Consider the following 15128-nt stretch of genomic DNA (forward strand, 5'->3'; position numbering starts at 1 on the left):
CACGCTGCAGCGGTCCTGCATCAAGCCTGCCAGCGGGCACCTGGCCTGCCAGCATCCATGGCAGATGCGGCGTTCGTGAAAACAGCCACTTATCTGATGCCGCGTTCGGGAAAACAGCGACTTATCTGATGCCGCGTCCGGGAGGGACAGCGGTCAGGGGCCGGCCGGGTCGGTGATCCTCACCCGGACGGCGCAGAAGTCCGCGGCAGCCTTCTCCAGCACGGCCATCTTGGGGTCGGGCACGGCCAGCGGGTCCAGCCGCGGCTGGACCCGAACGGAACGCAGCGCAGGCACCGCCAGCACCGCTTCAACCAGCAGTTTGTCTCCACCCGTGGCCAGGTATTCAAAGCCCTGCCCGGCAAAGACCTTCAGGGCCTCGGCGGCCGCCCGCTCCACCACTGCCGCGCCCGGATCCCCGCCGCGGGAGCGCGACGAGGCCGTCCCCACCTTGCTCGCCAGCAGCTTGCCGGCCGCAGCAACCCCGACCCCATAGCCGCCGCGGCGCACCAAAACCAGCCCGAACCGCCGCTCCTGCGAGGCGAGGGACACCAGCCGTTCCACCGGCCCGGCACCCCGGCCCGGCCGGCCGTCGTCGGGCCATGGCGGGGTGAGCAGCGCGGTGGCGCCGTCGCGCATGGCCAGCAGAACGCCGTCGTCTGTGTCAGTGGTGGAGGCCAGGCCGCGGTGGGAAGCGGCAAAGCGGGCCACCCAGCCGTCAAGGCGGGCGGCTGCGACAAACGCGGATCGGCTGGACGGGTTCTGGCTGGAGGGGTTCACGCTGCCAGCCTATCGGGCGGACGATGTCAGCCGGTGGCGATAGCCTAGGGGGGTGAGTGACCTTTTTAGCGCCCTGCACGGCGACGACGACACGGACGACGACGGCTCCCTCTCCTTTGGCGGGTCGACGGCGGAGGGTTCGCGCCCCCGCAGCCCGCTCGCCGTGCGCATGCGCCCGCGCAGCCTCGAGGAGGTGGTGGGCCAGCAGCACCTGCTCGGCCCCGGATCGCCGCTGCAGATGCTGGCCGCCGGCGGCAGTGCCGGGGGAGCGGCCGGACCGGCCTCCGTCATGCTCTGGGGGCCTCCCGGCACTGGCAAGACCACCCTGGCGCACGTGATTGCGCGCGGACCGGGACGCAAGTTCGTGGAGCTGTCCGCCATCACGGCCGGCGTGAAGGACGTGCGCCGGGTCATGGACCAGGCACTGACGGACCGCGACCTGCACGGGCGCACCACCGTGCTGTTTCTGGACGAGATCCACCGCTTCAACAAGGCCCAGCAGGACGCGCTCCTGCCCGGTGTGGAGAACCGCTGGGTGGTGCTGATTGCCGCGACCACCGAGAACCCCTCATTCTCCGTGGTGGCTCCGCTGCTGTCGCGCTCCATCCTGCTCACGCTGCAGCCGCTGACCAACGCCGACATCCAGGACCTGCTGGAGCGGGCCGTTGCCGACCCTCGCGGCCTGGACGGGCTCGTCTCGCTGACCGACGAGGCCATGGACCACCTGGTCCGGCTCGCCGCCGGCGACGCCCGCCGCGCCCTGACCACCCTCGAGGCAGCCGCGGGCGTGGCGCTGTCGGAGATTCCGGCCGAGACTGCCGAGGACGATGAGCCCGTGGTCATCGACCTGGCCGTTGCGGAACGCGCCATCGACGCAGCCGCCGTCCGCTACGACCGCGCCGGGGACCAGCACTACGACATCATCAGCGCCTTCATCAAGTCCGTGCGCGGCTCCGACGTCGACGCCGCCCTGCACTACCTGGCCCGCATGCTGGAGGCGGGGGAGGACCCGCGTTTCATCAGCCGCCGCATCATGATCTCCGCCTCCGAGGACGTGGGCATGGCCGACCCCACCGCCCTGCAAACTGCAGTCGCCGCGGCCCAAGCCGTGGCGTTGATCGGCATGCCGGAGGCCCGGATCATCCTGGCGCAGGCCGTGGTGCACGTGGCCACGGCGCCCAAGTCCAATGCCGCCTACAGCGGCATCAACGCCGCGATCGCCGACGTCCGCGCCGGCCGCGGCACCACCGTCCCGCCGCCGCTGCGCGACGCCCACTACGCCGGATCCGCCGGCCTGGGCCACGGCAAGGGCTACATCTACTCCCACGATTCCCCGCACTCGATCGCCACCCAGCAGTACCCGCCGGACGACCTCGTGGGCAGGAACTACTACACGCCCACCGCCAACGGGCATGAGCGCGACCTGGGGCCGCGCCTCACCCGGCTGCGGGAGATCATTCGCGGCACCGGCCCGGCGAAATAGGGTTTGGTGACCTCCGACGCCGGACCCCGCCGCCGGGGTGGCCGGCACCCGGGCGGGGCAAGGCTGGGAGACGGGACGCGCCGTCGTGCTTCATGCGGGGCGGATGGTAGAGTTGATGGCGCACTGGCAAGCTCTGGCTCCATGCACAACATCCATGTACGGTTCGCGCGGTTTTGGCCGCGTATTTCATGTGCTTTCAAGGATTTGTTGCGTATGCCCAGGTGCTGCAGCGAAGGGCCGCAATAGCCCCAGCTCTCCACAATGGAGGCCAGGTAAAACACTTATTGCACATATTGGAAGGACACAAGTGGCTAACAACACACGTGCCCGCCGTCAGGCCCGCCTTTCGCGGTCCCTCGGCATTGCTCTGACTCCGAAGGCAGCCAAGTACCTCGAGCGCCGCCCGTACGGCCCCGGTGAGCACGGCCGCGCCCGCAAGAAGCAGGACAGCGACTACGCAGTACGCCTCCGCGAAAAGCAGCGTCTGCGCGCCCAGTACGGCATCCGCGAAGCACAGATGACCCGTGCCTTCGAAGAAGCCAAGCACACCAAGGGCATGACCGGTGAAAACCTGGTTGAGATCCTTGAAAGCCGTTTGGACGCCCTGGTCCTGCGTGCAGGCTTCGCCCGCACCACCGCCCAGGCACGCCAGCTGGTTGTCCACCGCCACATCATGGTTGACGGCGCCCGCGTGGACCGCCCGTCCTACCGCGTTGCCGAGGGTCAGCTGATCCACGTGCACCCGCGCAGCCAGACCATGGTTCCCCTGCAGCTTGCTGCAGCCGGCGCCCACCGCGACGTGCTCCCCGCCGTCCCGGCCTACCTGGATGTGAAGCTGGAGAGCCTGCAGGCCCGCCTGGTTCGCAAGCCCAAGCGCTCCGAGGTTCCCGTAACCTGTGAAGAGCAGCTGGTTGTTGAATTCTACTCACGCTAAATCCCTTGGGAAGCAGCGAGAAGTAGGGCTTGCAACACGCAAAGCTTGAAACACAAAACAGCCCGCGGCACGCGCCGCGGGCTGTTTTGTAGCCAAAACCGGTTGAAAGCCGAAACCGAACGGCATTTGTGGGTAAGGTACTTTGGGAGAAACGTCCGGAACCGAGCCGGGACCCAAGCAGGAATTGAGGCGGCACATTCATGAGTGGTGGCGACATTGCAGGACTCATAGCGGCAGGCGTGTTCGCCGTGCTTGTGGCATTGCTTGCCGTGCCCATCATCAAGCTGGGCAGGGTGTTCGATGAAATGCGCACCACCATCAAGGAGATCAGCGACGGAACCACCCCGCTGATTGAGGAGGTCACCGCCACGGTGGCCACCACCAACACCCAGCTGGGCAAGGTTGACGGGATATCCAACAACGTCTCGGACGCCACAGCCAATATTTCGGCGTTGTCCGCGCTGGTTGCGGCCACGATCGGGCAGCCGCTGATCAAGGTCTCCGCCTTCTCCTACGGCGTGCGCCAGGCGTTTGCCGGGCGCCGCAAGCCCGGCCGCTCCAGGCACAGCCGCTGAGCCGGCCGCACCCGGGACAAAATTCAAGGGATAAAATTGATGAAGAAGATCTTTTGGCTAGGCGTGGGCATCACGATCGGCGTCATCGCCGCCCGCAAGATTGCCGCGGCGCAGGGCGCCATCGGCCCGGAAGGGCTGAACCGGGCGGTCGGCAGGGCTGCCGACGCCGTCCATGACTTCGCCGACGCGCTTCGTGAGAACATGAACGAGCGCGAAACAGATTTGCGGCTGGCCCTGGGCGTTGACCAGGACCCGGCCGGGCCGCGCCGCTAGGCGCTGCACCAGGCACAGCCACGCCGCCAAGGCGCAAGGCACCAGGCAGGGACAAGGGTTCCTGCCGGCACGAACTATTGAAGGAGCCACCAGGCTAATGAAATCGCACGACATCGCACGCCGCTGGGTAGATTTTTTCGCCGGCAAGCAACACACCCCCGTGCCCTCTGCCTCCCTGGTGTCCTCCGACCCTTCGCTGCTCTTCACCGTCGCCGGCATGGTCCCCTTCATCCCGTACCTGACCGCCCGCGAGGTCCCGCCGTTCAAGCGCGCCACGAGCGTGCAGAAGTGCATCCGCACCGGCGACATCGACGAGGTCGGCAAGACGGTCCGCCACGGCACCTTCTTCCAGATGTGCGGCAACTTCTCCTTCGGCGACTACTTCAAGGAAACCGCCATCCCCTACGCCTGGGAGCTGCTCACCTCGTCCATTGACGACGGCGGCTACGGACTCCCGGCCGAGCGCCTGTGGGTCACGGTGTACACCGAGGACGACGAGGCCTACGGCATTTGGCGCGACAAGGTGGGCGTCCCCGCAGACCGCATCCAGCGCATCGGCAAGGAAGACAACTACTGGTCCACCGGCCAGCCCGGCCCGGCCGGTCCGTGCTCGGAGATCTTCTACGACCGCGGCCCCGAATACGGTGTCGACGGCGGCCCCATCGCCGATGAGACCCGCTACATCGAGATCTGGAACCTCGTGTTCATGCAGTACCAGATCGACAACGTCACCTCCAAGGTCGACTTCGACGTCGTTGGCGAACTGCCCAACAAGAACATTGACACGGGCCTGGGCCTGGAACGCCTCGCCATGATCCTGCAGGGCGTGGAGAACATGTACGAGACCGACCAGGTCCGCCCCGTCCTGGACAAGGCCGCAGAACTCTCCGGCAAGAAGTACACCTCCACCGAGGACCCGGCCGACCCGCACCACGTGGATGACGTCCGCATGCGCGTTGTCGCCGACCACATCCGCTCCTCGCTCATGCTGATTTCCGACGGCGTCACCCCCTCCAACGAAGGCCGCGGCTACGTGCTGCGCCGGCTCATCCGCCGTGCCGTGCGCGCCATGCGCCTGCTCGGCGTCGAGACCGCCGTGCTGCCTGAGCTGCTGCCGGTCTCCCGCGACGCCATGAAGGGCGCCTACCCCGAGGTGGAGGCCGACTTCGCCCGCATCTCCCGGATCGCCTACGCCGAAGAGAAGTCCTTCCTGCGCACCATCGCCAGCGGCACCGCCCGCCTGGAGGAAGCAGTGAAGGAATCCAAGGCAGCCAACACGTCCCTGTCCGGTGAAGAGGCCTTCGCCCTGCACGACACGTACGGCTTCCCGATCGACCTGACCCTGGAAATGGCCGCCGAGGCCGGCCTGGCCGTGGACGAGGCGGGCTTCCGCGCCCTCATGCTCGAACAGCGCCAGCGCGCCCAGAAGGATGCCAAGGCGAAGAAGAGCGGCCACGCAGACCTCTCCGTCTTCCACGAGCTCCTCGCCCAGGGCGAAACCGTGTTCACCGGCTACACCGAGCTGGAGGGCAAGGGCCGCGTGCGCTCCATCCTCTCCAACGGTGCCGCCGTGGCGCACGCCTCCACCGGGGACGAAATCTCCCTGGTCCTGGATGAGACCCCGTTCTACGCCGAGGCGGGCGGCCAGGCAGCAGACACCGGCCTGATCACCGGCGACGGCTTCGTCGTCGAGGTCCTCGACGTCCAGCGCCCCATCAAGGGCCTGAGCGTCCACAAGGCCATCGTGCGCGAAGGCGAACTGCCGGCAGACGCCGTGGTGCGTGCCGCCGTCGACCGTGAACGCCGCCACGCAGCGGAGCAGGCGCACACGGGCACGCACATTGTGCACGCAGCCCTGCACCAGATCCTCGGCCCGGAGGCGCTCCAGCGCGGCTCCTACAACAAGGCCGGCTACCTGCGCTTCGACTTCGCCTGGGGCGAGGGCCTCAGCGCGGCAACGCGGTCGGAGATCGAGGAAGTTGCCAACATCGCCATCCGCAACAACTACAAGGTGGACACCAAGGTCATGGACCTGGACGCCGCCAAGGCCCTGGGCGCCATGGCGCTGTTCGGTGAGAATTACGGCTCCGAGGTCCGGGTTGTGGAGATCGACGGCGCCTGGTCGCGCGAGCTCTGCGGCGGCACCCACGTGGACAGCACCTCCCGCATCGGCTCCCTGACCCTGCTGGGCGAGCAGTCCGTGGGTTCCGGAAACCGCCGCGTCGAGGCCTTCGTTGGCATGGACGCGTTCCGCCACCTGGCCGCCGAGCGGGCCCTGGTCAGCGAACTGACGGACATGCTCAAGGTTCCCTCGAACCTGCTGCAGGAGCGCGTCGCTGCAACCTTGGCGAAGCTCAAGACTGCCGAGAAGGAACTGGAGCGCCTGCGCAAGGAGCAGCTCAGCGCGGCAGCCGCCAACCTGGTGGGCACAGCCGTGGACGCCAACGGCGTGCGCGTCATCGCCCACAACGCCGGGGAGGTCTCCAGCGCCGATGACCTGCGAGGGCTGGCACTTGACCTGCGCAACCGCCTCGGCTCGGCGCCGTCGGCCATTGCCGTTGCCGGCGCGAGCAACGCCCGCCCCATCATCCTGGTGGTGACCAACGAGGCCGCCCGCGAGGCAGGCATCAAGGCCGGAAACCTGGTCAAGCTGGCCTCGGGCATCCTGGGCGGCGGCGGCGGCGGCAAGCCGGACATGGCCCAGGGCGGCGGCTCTGACGTGACGGCGATCGACGCAGCCCTGGCGGCCGTGTCCGATGCCGTGAAGAACCGGTCCTAGGGGACCCGTGGCGGATCAACGCTTCCCGCAGGGGGTCAAGCTGGGAATTGACGTGGGCATGGCCCGTGTCGGCCTGGCCTCCTGCGACCCCGACGGCATCCTGGCCACACCGGTCAAGACCCTGAGCCGGGATGCCAAGCGCAACAGCGACATCAAGGTTGTGGTGAAGGAGGCCGCCACCCGCGGTGCGGTGCAGATTTTTGTCGGGCTGCCCAGGACCATGAAAGGGGAGGAAAAAGCCTCCGCCGAGATGGCCCGCAGCTATGCGGGGCTGCTGGTTTCACTGCTCCAGGACGCCGGACTGGATGTTCCGGTTCACCTGATCGACGAGCGGCTGACCACCGTCAGCGCCCACCAGGCACTGAACAAGGCTGGCCTTGACAGCAGGGAACACCGTAAAGTGGTAGATCAAGTGGCCGCTGTGGAAATTTTGCAGCACGCCCTTGACATGCAGAAAGCGCGCAACGCCAATGTTGGCCAGCTTGTGCGCCCACGTAAGCCGGATGTTGTGGGGACTGACGGACCAGCGCAAAACGAAGAGGTTTCCACCATTTCCACGCAAATCGGCGTGCCCGAGAAGAATGCTCCGGCATCATGACCGAGTATCCGAGCCGTCGGGCTCTCAGGGAAAATCCAGACTTGGTCTGGAAGGCCCCGGACCAGGACAACGACGCACGCACTGACGGCGGCCAGGCCGGCTACACCCCGGCCGGGCAGACGCAGCCCGGGTACGCGGGGCATGACGGCGCGGTGCAGGACACCGGGCCGCAGGAACAGTCCCTCCCGTCGTGGCTGGACCAGCCCTTTGACCAGGACAACTTCGCCGGGCCGGCCTCCCGCTACGAGCTGCCGCAAAGCTTCGATGCCGCCCCGGGCTACACGGTGCCGACCGCCTTCGCACCGCCGGCCCACACGTCGCCGGCCGCCTACGAGCCGCCGGCCCGCTTTGAGAACACCCCGGGTTTCGAAACTCCGGCCCACCATGGCGCCGGGTATGGCGCATCTCCCTATGAATCCGTGCCGGAGCCTGCACCCTTCCAGTCGCAGCCGCAGATCCCGGCCCGTGTGTCCGACGAATCATATTTCCAGGAAACCCCGCGCGGCGGCAGCAGTAACCAGGCGGAGCAGCCCGGCGAGTTCCTGTACCAGGAGACACTGCACCGGACAGGACAGTTTGAAGCTGTCCAGCAGCCGGCGGCAGAATTCAACGACCCGCGCTACTCCGCCCCGGCCTATGAGCCGCAGCAGTACGCGATGCCCTCCTTTGAGCCCCAATACACGGCACCCGGACCCCGATACACGGCCGCCGAGCCCCAGTACACGACACCCGGGTTTGAAACAGGCCAGTTCGCGGTTCCGGCTTTCGAGGAACAGCAGTTCGAAGTCCCCGTGCTGCATGCCGGGAACAGCCCGGAGCCAGGGCAGTTTTCGCCCGGCACGGCCCGGCAGGAGGGCCTTGGCCGACAAGGCCTGCTCGCCCAGGCGGCCGCGGAATATGAATCTAGTGCCTACGAGCCGGAGGGCCGGGACGTCCAGCACGGCGCCTACGGGGCCCCTGCGGCCGCTGCCGGAAACAGCCACCAGGGTCCCGCTGCCAACTCCTTCGGGGAGCACGGAACCCACGCCTACCAGGCGCCGGAGGAAGGCTCCTACGAGGACGAATACCACGACGGCGCCGGGGACCACTACGACGACGGGGACGACTACCTCGAGCCGCGCCCAGCCCCCGGATCCAGCCGGTCCAAGCGTGTACGCAAGCGCCGGCGCAGCCTCGTCTTCCTTGTCGTCGTGCTGCTGTTCGCCGCCGTCGTCTATTTTGTTTTCCAGTCGGTCAAGCCGATGCTGGCCGGCTTCCAGACTCCGGACTACCCCGGCCCCGGCACCGGTTCGGTGTCTTTTGTGGTCCCCGACGGCGCCACCGGGCGCTCCATCGCCACCGACCTCAAGACCGAGGACATCGTCGCCAGCGAGCAGGCGTTCCTGGACGCCCTCACGGCAGCGGACGGCGCCTCGGCGCTGCAGCCCGGCACCTTTGAGATGAAGCACCAAATGAAGGCCTCCGATGCCGTCACCGTGTTGCTGGCCACTGATGACAACAAGGTCCACTACACCGCCATTGCCCAGAACCTGCGCATCGGGGAAACCCTGCAGGTCCTGGCCGACAGCACAGGCCTGCCGCTGGCGGAATTTGAGTCGCTGGCCAACCAGCCCGCCCTGTTCGACCTGCCTCCGCAGGCCAAGAACCTTGAAGGCTACCTGGCCCCGGGGGAGTACCGTTTCCCCATCGACATCGATGCCAAGGGTGTGCTGGACGAACTCGTCAAGGCCACCAAGGACGAACTCGTGGCAACGGGCGTCACCGACCCGAATGAGCAGTACCGGATCCTGACGGTTGCCAGCATCATCGAGTTCGAAGGCAACGTGGAGAACTACGCCATGATCTCCGGCGCCATTGAGAACCGCATCAACAAGCCCAACGCTGAAACCGGCGGCAGGCTGGAGTCGGACGCCACCGTGGCCTACGGGCTGGGCAAGAAGACGTACAACATCACGGCCGAGGAAAAGGCAGACGCCTCCAACCTCTACAACACCTTCGCCAACGCCGGACTGCCCGTGGGCCCCATCGGCTCACCCGGGAACAAGGCAATCGTGGCCGGCGCCCACCCGGAGGAGAACCCTTACTACTTCTGGGTGACCATCAACCTGGACACCGGCGAGACGCTGTACGCAGCCACCTTCGCCGAGCACCAGGCCAACGTGGCCAAGTATGTCGCCTGGTGCGACGCCAATGCAGGGAAGTGCGAATAATTGAATCAACCGCCCAAGGGCGCGGTGCTGGGACATCCGATCGGACATTCCAAGTCACCCGCCATGCACAATGCCGCCTACGCCGCTCTCGGCGCCGACATGTCCTACGGGGCGATCGACGTTGACGTGCCCGACCTGGCCGGCCTCCTGGCCCGCGTCCGCTCGGAAGGGGGCTGGTACGGGCTCTCCGTCACGATGCCGCTGAAGAATGCCGCAGTGGACCTGGTCGATGAGTTGACGCCGGTGGCTGCCGCCCTTGGCGCCGTGAACACCATAACTGCCACCTCGCCCGACGGCGGTCCGGCCCGCCTTCGGGGGGACAACACGGACGTGGCCGGGATCGTGAACGCCCTCCTGCATGCCGGGGCGGGGGAGCGCCCGCGCGCAGCCATCCTTGGCGGCGGCGGCACGGCAGTCTCGGCCATTGCCGCCCTCGCCCAGCTGGACGCAGCAGCCATCCACCTCTTTGTCCGCAACCCGCAGAAGGCCGCCGGAACCGCCGCCGTCGCGCAAACCCTGGGCACCGCCGTCGAACTTAAAGCCTTTGCCGGGGCTGCGCAGGAACTGGCGGGTTACGACATTGTCATCTCCACGCTGCCCCCGCGCGGTGCCGACGCCATGGCCCGGGAGTTTGCAGCGGCGGCGCCGGCGGTGCCGGGCGCACTGCTGCTGGACGTGGCCTACGACCCGTGGCCCAGTGTTTTGGGGCAGGCATGGGAGCATGCCGGCGGAACCGTCGTGGCAGGGATCGAGATGCTGCTGTACCAGGGCGTGGATCAGGTGCGCCAGTTCACCGCCGCGGCCGGATTCGGCACGCTTGACACAGAGCAGCTGGGCGGCGTCATCAATGTGATGTGCGACGCATTGGGCATCCCCCGGCGAAATCCCTACGACCAGAACATGGCAGGATAGAGAGTATGTTGCGTTGGTTGACAGCCGGTGAATCTCATGGCCCGGCACTCGTTGGAATTATTGAAGGCGTTCCTGCCGGTGTGGAGCTCACGAGCACCCACATCCAGGACGCCCTGGCCCGCCGCCGCCTGGGATATGGCCGCGGCGCACGGATGAAGTTTGAGCAGGACGTCGTGACCATCCTGGGCGGGGTCCGCCACGGCCTGACCCAGGGCGGGCCCGTTGCCATCCAGATTGGCAACTCCGAATGGCCCAAGTGGGAGCAGATCATGTCCGCCGACCCCGTGGACGCCGCCGAGCTGGAAGGGCAGGCCCGCAATGCGCCGCTGACACGCCCGCGCCCCGGCCACGCCGACTTCACGGGCATGCAGAAGTATGGCTTCGACGAGGCCCGCCCCGTCCTGGAGCGTGCCAGCGCCCGCGAGACCGCCACCCGCGTGGCCCTCGGCGCCGTCGCCGCCCAGATGCTGGCCGCCGTGGGTGTTGAGCTGGTCAGCCACACCGTGCAGATCGCCGGGATCGCTTCCCCGGAGGATGCTGTGCTGCCGCACCTGTCCGACGTCGCCGCACTGGACGCCGACCCGCTGCGCTGCTTTGATGCAGCCACCTCCGCCGCCATGGTTGAGGAAGTTGACACGGCCCAGAAGCAGGGCGAGACACTGGGCGGCGTCGTTGAGGTCTTGGCCTACAACCTGCCACCCGGGCTGGGCAGCTACGTCCACTGGGACCGCCGCCTCGACTCCCGCCTGGCCGGGGCCCTCATGGGCATCCAGGCCATCAAGGGCGTGGAAGTGGGCGACGGCTTCGCCACTGCCGCACGCCGCGGATCCGCCGCACACGACGAAATTGTGCGCGACGAATCCGGGCGCATCACCCGCACCTCCAACCGTGCAGGCGGCATCGAGGGCGGCATGAGCATCGGTGACGTGCTGCGAGTGCGCGCCGCCATGAAGCCCATCGCCACCGTGCCCCGCGCGCTGAAGACCATCGACGTGGCCACCGGCGCGGCCGCCAAGGCCCACCACCAGCGTTCGGACGTCTGTGCGGTGCCGGCAGCCGGCGTCGTCGCCGAGGCCATGACGGCCCTGGTGCTGGCGGAGGCCCTCGTGGAGAAATTCGGCGGTGACTCCATGGCCGAAACCAAGCGCAACATGGACAGCTACCTGGCGGCCATCCCCGCCAATCTGGACACACAGGGGCACTGATGGCAACGGGCAAGGACCCGGCCGGGGCACCGGATTTCACGCCCCACCGGCCCATTGTCGTGATCGGGCCCATGGCCGTGGGCAAGTCAGTCATTGGAGCTGAACTTGCCCGCGTGCTCCGGATCGAATTCATCGATTCAGACCACAAGATCGTGGCCAAGCACGGCCCGGTTCCCGGGATCTTCGCCGCCAAGGGCGAGCACCACTTCCGCCAGCTCGAGGCCCGTGCCATCGCCGACGTCCTGGACACGCCCAAGGCGAAGCCGCTCGTGCTCTCGCTCGGCGGCGGCGCCGTGCTGGATTCAGGCACGCAGCAGTTGCTGGCCCGCGCCACGGTTGTCTTCCTGAGCGCCGGGGTTGATACCGTGAAGGAACGCATCACCCGCAATACCGGCCGACCGCTCCTGTCGGCGGACCCCATCGCCACGTGGGAGAGGCTTGCCGCCGTGCGCGGACCCGTCTATGCCCGCCTGGCCGACATCACCCTCGATGTCAGCAAATCAAATGTGCCGCAGTTAGTTGAGCGGTTGATAGGCCTGCTGGCCGAAGAGTCAAGGAAAGAGAACTGACGCATCGTGAGCATCGAAACCACCCCGAACACAGTCATCAACGTCACCGGAGTGCTGCCGCAGGAGAATTACGACGTCGTTGTGGGGCGCGGGCTGCTGGCCCAGCTCCCAGCCCTGCTGGGTGAGCGGGTTAAAAAGGTGCTGGTGGTCCACCCCCGTGCGCTGCGGCTGACCGGCGATGCGGTCCGGGATGAGCTTGAAGCGGCAGGGTTCACGGCACTGACCGCGGAAATCCCCGACGCCGAGGAGGGCAAGCACATCCAGGTGGCCTCCTTCTGCTGGGAAGTGCTGGGCAAGAACGACTTCACCCGCTCGGATGCCGTCGTCGCCGTGGGCGGAGGGGCCGTGACCGACCTTGCCGGATTTGTGGCGGCCACCTGGCTGCGCGGGGTCAAGGTGGTCCACATGCCCACCTCGCTGCTGGGCATGGTCGATGCCGCAGTGGGCGGCAAGACCGGCATTAACACGGCAGAAGGCAAAAACCTGGTGGGCTCCTTCCACCCGCCGGCCGGCGTGTTGGTGGACCTCGACACGCTCGACACGCTGCCCCCGAACGAGCTCATCTCTGGCATGGCGGAGGTCATCAAGTGCGGCTTTATCGCCGACCCCGTCATCCTTGACCTGCTCGAAGCCAACCCCGAGGAAGCCAAGAACCCGCGCTCGGAGGTGCTGCGTGAACTCATTGAACGCGCCATCACCGTCAAGGCCAAGGTGGTCTCCGAGGACCTGAAGGAATCCGGCCTGCGCGAGATCCTGAACTACGGACACACCTTGGCCCACGCCATCGAGCTGACGGAGCGCTACTCGTGGCGCCACGGTGCGGCCGTTTCCGTGGGCATGATGTTCGCTGCCGAGCTGTCCCGCAGCGTGGGCCGGCTCAGTGACGAAGACGCCGACCGCCACCGCACCATCCTGGAGCAGTTCGGACTGCCCCTGTCCTACCGCCGGGACCGCTGGCAGGCGCTGCTGGATGCGATGAAGCGCGACAAGAAGACCCGCGGGGACCTGCTGCGCTTTGTGGTCCTGGACGGCATCGGCAAGCCCGGCATCCTGGACGTGCCCGACCAGTCCCTGTTGTTTGCCGCCTACCAGGAAATTGCGTCGTAGCATGGGTTTGAAGGATTGGCCTTCGGCCGGCTTCCCGGGCACCGCCGTCAACCCGCAGACACTTCTGCCGGAGGTTGTTGACGAGGAGGCGTGTGCGGCGGCGCTGGCCGTGTCCAACGACGTGGGGGACCAGATCTTTGTCCTGCTTGCCCGCGGACTGACGTCCGAGGCGGCCGAGCTCGCAGCAGACGCCCGCCTCAGCGACCCCGGGTCCCTGCGCCTGCAGGTCTTCGACGCCGACATCCTTCGGGCCAGCAAGCACTTTGACCGGGCCGAGGGAATCCTGCGCAGCCTGCTGCCCGAGGTGGCAGGCACGCCGCTGGAGCCCTGGGTGCACCAGCAGCTGGGCAAGGTGCATTTCAACAGCGGCGCCTATGAAGCCGCCGCCAAGGACTTCAACAAGTCGCTGGAACTGCGGGTCGCCTCCGGCCACGACGCCACGGCCATTTATTCCGCAACGGTCTCGCTCAAGCGCGCCCTCGACCTGGCCGAACGCGAATAGTGGCACTCCGCCCCGCGCAGCCGAGCCGGGCCAGTGGCGGGGGCACCGGGCGTGGTGTGGCAAATCATGCGGCGCGGCTCGACGGTGTGCGGTAGTATGGTCAATGGATTTTTGATAACACTTATAGGCTAAGAGGCAACTGTGGCAACGACTAACGACATCAAGAACGGCACCGTTCTCAAACTTGAGGGCCAGCTTTGGAACGTCATGGAATTCCAGCACGTCAAGCCGGGCAAGGGCGGCGCGTTTGTCCGCACCAAGATGCGCAACATCCTCTCGGGCAAGGTCGTTGACAAGACGTTCAACGCCGGCCTGAAGATTGAGACCGCCACGGTTGACCGCTCGGACTACCAGTACCTGTACCAGGACGGCGAAGACTTCGTGTTCATGGACCTGGACAACTACGACCAGATCACCGTGCCCGGCAAGATCGTTGGCGACGCCACGAACTTCATGCTGGAAAACATCAACGTCACGATCGCGCTGCACGAGGGCTCGCCCCTGTACATCGAACTGCCGCCGTCGGTCCAGCTGCGCATCACCTACACCGAGCCCGGCCTGCAGGGCGACCGCTCCTCCGCCGGCACCAAGCCCGCCACGGTGGAAACCGGCTACGAGATCCAGGTTCCGCTGTTCCTCGAGAACAACACCCTGGTGAAGGTCGACACCCGCGACGGCAGCTACCTGGGACGTGTCAGCGAGTAGTGGCAAGCTCTCACAACAGCCCTTCGGGCAAACCAAATTCGGCGCGCAGCAAGGCCCGCCGCCGTGCCTTGGACATCCTGTTCGAGGCGGAGCAGCGCGAGGTCAGTGCCGCATCGGCCATGACGGCGCGGCGCGAAAAGACCGACCAGGTCATCAACGTGTACACGGTTGAACTGATCGAGGGCGTCACCGCCATGGCGGAGAACATCGACGAGTTCCTGGCAACCTACTCGCAGGGCTGGACGCTGGAACGGATGCCCGCCGTGGACCGCATCATCCTGCGCATCGGCACCTGGGAACTGCTCTACAACGACGACGTCCCCGACGCGGTTGCCGTCAGCGAGGCCGTGGAGCTGGCCAAGGTTCTCTCCACCGACGAGTCCCCGCAGTTCATCAACGGGCTGCTCGGCCGCCTGCAGCAGGTCAAGCCTTCACTGCTCGCATAGCCGGCCCCGCCCGACCCGCAGGCAGCGCCGAAAACCCCTGACAACCAGGGAGT

Annotated in this window: 15 protein-coding genes; 14 read left to right on the plus strand and 1 reads right to left on the minus strand. The window is 67.0% G+C overall.

From position 1 onward, the window contains the following. Nucleotides 1-153 precede the first annotated feature (153 nt). Nucleotides 154-777, minus strand: coding sequence for a Vms1/Ankzf1 family peptidyl-tRNA hydrolase (locus JOF48_RS15990; protein WP_209682184.1), 624 nt, complete (start codon nt 775-777; stop codon nt 154-156). A gap of 52 nt (nt 778-829) precedes the next feature. On the opposite strand from JOF48_RS15990, the gene JOF48_RS15995 reads away from it, so the two are divergent. The 14 genes from JOF48_RS15995 (at nt 830) to nusB (ending at nt 15075) form a co-directional block, all read left to right on the plus strand. Then, nucleotides 830-2260: a replication-associated recombination protein A gene (locus JOF48_RS15995; RefSeq protein ID WP_209682186.1), complete on the plus strand. Its 1431-nt coding sequence runs from the start codon at nt 830-832 to the stop codon at nt 2258-2260. A gap of 307 nt (nt 2261-2567) precedes the next feature. After that, entirely contained in the window at nt 2568-3194 is a 627-nt protein-coding gene (gene rpsD / locus JOF48_RS16000) for a 30S ribosomal protein S4 (protein WP_209682195.1), read from the plus strand. 200 nt (nt 3195-3394) lie between these two features. Continuing rightward, on the plus strand, nt 3395-3769 hold the full coding sequence (locus JOF48_RS16005; RefSeq protein WP_209682197.1) for a DUF948 domain-containing protein: 375 nt from the start codon (nt 3395-3397) through the stop codon (nt 3767-3769). Nucleotides 3770-3808: 39 nt separating this feature from the next. Next, the gene (locus JOF48_RS16010) at nt 3809-4042 is read left to right on the plus strand and encodes a hypothetical protein (RefSeq protein ID WP_209682199.1); all 234 of its coding nucleotides are present in this window, start codon (nt 3809-3811) and stop codon (nt 4040-4042) included. Between the two features lie 97 nt (nt 4043-4139). Beyond that, a complete protein-coding gene (gene alaS / locus JOF48_RS16015; protein WP_209682200.1) occupies nt 4140-6821 on the plus strand; it encodes an alanine--tRNA ligase in 2682 nt (893 codons plus the stop codon). A gap of 7 nt (nt 6822-6828) precedes the next feature. Next, nucleotides 6829-7419, plus strand: coding sequence for a Holliday junction resolvase RuvX (gene ruvX / locus JOF48_RS16020; RefSeq protein WP_209682201.1), 591 nt, complete (start codon nt 6829-6831; stop codon nt 7417-7419). A 41-nt stretch (nt 7420-7460) separates the two neighbouring features. Continuing rightward, nucleotides 7461-9629, plus strand: a complete 2169-nt coding sequence (gene mltG, locus JOF48_RS16025) for an endolytic transglycosylase MltG (protein WP_245346576.1) — start codon at nt 7461-7463, stop codon at nt 9627-9629. Further along, complete coding sequence (locus JOF48_RS16030; protein ID WP_209682203.1) at nt 9630-10541, plus strand: shikimate dehydrogenase; 912 nt, start codon at nt 9630-9632, stop codon at nt 10539-10541. It begins immediately after the preceding gene. Nucleotides 10542-10546: 5 nt separating this feature from the next. Further along, the gene (gene aroC, locus JOF48_RS16035; RefSeq protein ID WP_209682206.1) at nt 10547-11746 is read left to right on the plus strand and encodes a chorismate synthase; all 1200 of its coding nucleotides are present in this window, start codon (nt 10547-10549) and stop codon (nt 11744-11746) included. Continuing rightward, nucleotides 11746-12315 carry a shikimate kinase gene (locus JOF48_RS16040; RefSeq protein WP_209682208.1) on the plus strand — a complete coding sequence of 190 codons (570 nt, stop codon included), beginning with the start codon at nt 11746-11748 and terminating at the stop codon, nt 12313-12315. Before aroC ends, JOF48_RS16040 begins: the two co-directional genes overlap by 1 nt. 12 nt (nt 12316-12327) lie before the next feature. Beyond that, nucleotides 12328-13422, plus strand: coding sequence for a 3-dehydroquinate synthase (gene aroB / locus JOF48_RS16045; RefSeq protein ID WP_209684669.1), 1095 nt, complete (start codon nt 12328-12330; stop codon nt 13420-13422). Nucleotide 13423: 1 nt separating this feature from the next. Continuing rightward, nucleotides 13424-13924, plus strand: a complete 501-nt coding sequence (locus JOF48_RS16050; protein WP_209682211.1) for a tetratricopeptide repeat protein — start codon at nt 13424-13426, stop codon at nt 13922-13924. A gap of 141 nt (nt 13925-14065) precedes the next feature. Then, complete coding sequence (gene efp / locus JOF48_RS16055; protein ID WP_209682214.1) at nt 14066-14629, plus strand: elongation factor P; 564 nt, start codon at nt 14066-14068, stop codon at nt 14627-14629. Beyond that, nucleotides 14629-15075 (plus strand): transcription antitermination factor NusB, encoded by a 447-nt coding sequence (gene nusB, locus JOF48_RS16060; RefSeq protein ID WP_209682217.1) that lies wholly within the window; start codon nt 14629-14631, stop codon nt 15073-15075. The genes efp and nusB overlap by 1 nt, the downstream gene beginning before the upstream one ends. Nucleotides 15076-15128 lie beyond the last annotated feature (53 nt).

Origin of the sequence: Arthrobacter stackebrandtii, assembly GCF_017876675.1 — a bacterium.
GTDB classification, from domain to species: Bacteria; Actinomycetota; Actinomycetes; order Actinomycetales; family Micrococcaceae; genus Specibacter; species Specibacter stackebrandtii.